General features: G+C 41.7%; 3 protein-coding genes. 1 reads left to right on the plus strand and 2 read right to left on the minus strand.

The features are described from left to right. Together arsB and WB217_RS10655 are read right to left on the minus strand one after the other, a co-directional pair. Positions 1 to 956, minus strand: a 956-nt coding sequence (arsB, locus tag WB217_RS10650) for an arsenite/antimonite efflux transporter (protein ID WP_423993208.1), incomplete at its 3' end; no start/stop codon positions are given. A 53-nt stretch (positions 957 to 1009) separates the two neighbouring features. Beyond that, positions 1010 to 1333: an ArsR/SmtB family transcription factor gene (locus WB217_RS10655; protein WP_423993210.1), complete on the minus strand. Its 324-nt coding sequence runs from the start codon at positions 1331 to 1333 to the stop codon at positions 1010 to 1012. A gap of 298 nt (positions 1334 to 1631) precedes the next feature. Between WB217_RS10655 and WB217_RS10660 the strand changes: the two genes are divergently transcribed. Further along, a partial coding sequence (locus WB217_RS10660; RefSeq protein WP_423993209.1) for a hypothetical protein occupies positions 1632 to 1882 on the plus strand: 251 nt, incomplete at its 3' end.

Genomic DNA, 1882 nt, shown 5'->3' on the forward strand with positions numbered 1-1882 from the left:
CCCTGGTCAGCCGCCGACTGAATAACTTCAGCAAGCAATTTTGTCAGCCCAGCGTTGCGAAGTCCATACACGACTACATACATTCCAATTGAGAAGAACACAATCGCCCATGGCGCTCCTTTTACAACCTTAGATGTGTGGACAGCAGGACTCCTTCTGGCCATAATCAAGAAGAAAATCGCAACAGCAACGGCTATGAATGAAACCGGGATATTGATGAATTCACTTGTAAAGTACCCTAGAAGCAAGATTCCGAGAACCAGCCATGATAAGCGGAACATCCTCAAATCCTTAATCGCTTCTGCTGGCTTTTTTAAATCCGACAGCTCATAATTTTCCGGGATGCTTTTACGGAAAAATAAATACAAAACAAGGATACTTGCTGCCAACGAGAATAGGTTCGGCACAATCATTCTTGAAGCATACTCGACAAACCCAATATTAAAGTAGTCAGCGGACACGATATTCACCAGGTTGCTGACAATCAGCGGCAGTGAAGTCGTATCGGCAATGAATCCACTCGCCATGATAAATGGAAAGACCATTTTCTCTTCAAACTTCAGATTCCGTACCATTGCCAAGACAATCGGCGTTAAAATTAACGCAGCGCCATCATTGGCGAACAAAGCTGCAACCCCTGCACCAAGCAAGGTGACATAAATAAACATCCTTACTCCGTTTCCTTTAGCGGCCCTTGCCATATGCAAGGCCGACCACTCGAAGAAACCAATCTCATCCAAAATGAGGGAAATAATAATGAGTGCAATAAACGTCAGCGTCGCATTCCAGACGATGCCGGTTACATCGACGACATCATGTATAGAAACAACACCAAATAATAATGCTAAAAGCGCCCCACCTGTTGCCGACCAGCCAATGCCAAGCCCCTTAGGCTGCCAAATGACAAGGGTCAGCGTCACAAGAAAAATCAGTGAAGCAATAATTGCTAATGACAAATCCAAACACCTCCGTAATCCATTCAATCGACAAGATTTGTTTCTTGAGACCTTTACTCACATGAAATTCTCTTACCCTGCCGTTCAAGTTCTGTTAATTTTTCTTCCTGGCTTGGCAGTGCATTCAGAAGCAATTGAACAAACTCGAAATGCTCAAACTGCTGGTTCAGCGAATAAAAAATCCACTGCCCTCTTCTGCTTTCTTTTACCAATCCAGCATCCTTCAGCTTTCTGATATGCTGGCTGATGGCCGGCTGGCTTGCCTCAAAGATCGCAACAAACTCACACACACAACAATCATGGTCAGCCAGGATTCTCATCATCGTTAACCGCGTCTTATCTCCAAGCAGCTTAAGGATTGAAGCAGCCTGATCCATATCAATACTTTGTTTACTCAATTCATCTACACCCCCATGAAGCATGGGGACGTATCTAATGCTTCCATGAATTAATAAAGGATTCTCGGAAGCAGTAGGTACGTCCCTCTGATTCTCACATCATCATATAATGATTTACTTATATGTTCAACCCATTCTAAGTAAGTTTACAAATTTTTTATATTTCCTCTTATTATGCTGATTTCTGATTTTCAGTATGAGTTCAAAATGAATCGTGATCCAGATGCCGGACATATGGTTGTGGTTGAGTTTCGGTTATAGCAGAAATATCCACATTATGGTAAAAGTAGTGATTATCCAGAATTTCGTAGCGATTATTTTAAAAATCGTAGTGATTGTGGTGAATTTCGTAGCGATTATTGTGGTTTTCGTAGCGATTATTCATAAAATCGTAGTGAATGTACCAGATGTTACAGCGATTATTAATAGAACAGTCGTGACAGTACCAGCTGTTATAGCATTTATTAATAAAACTGTTGTGAATGTACCCGTCGTTGCGCCGAGTATAAAAAATTGCAGTGTTTTTAG

This window comes from Mesobacillus sp., from assembly GCF_049588175.1.
GTDB lineage: Bacteria > Bacillota > Bacilli > Bacillales > Cytobacillaceae > Mesobacillus.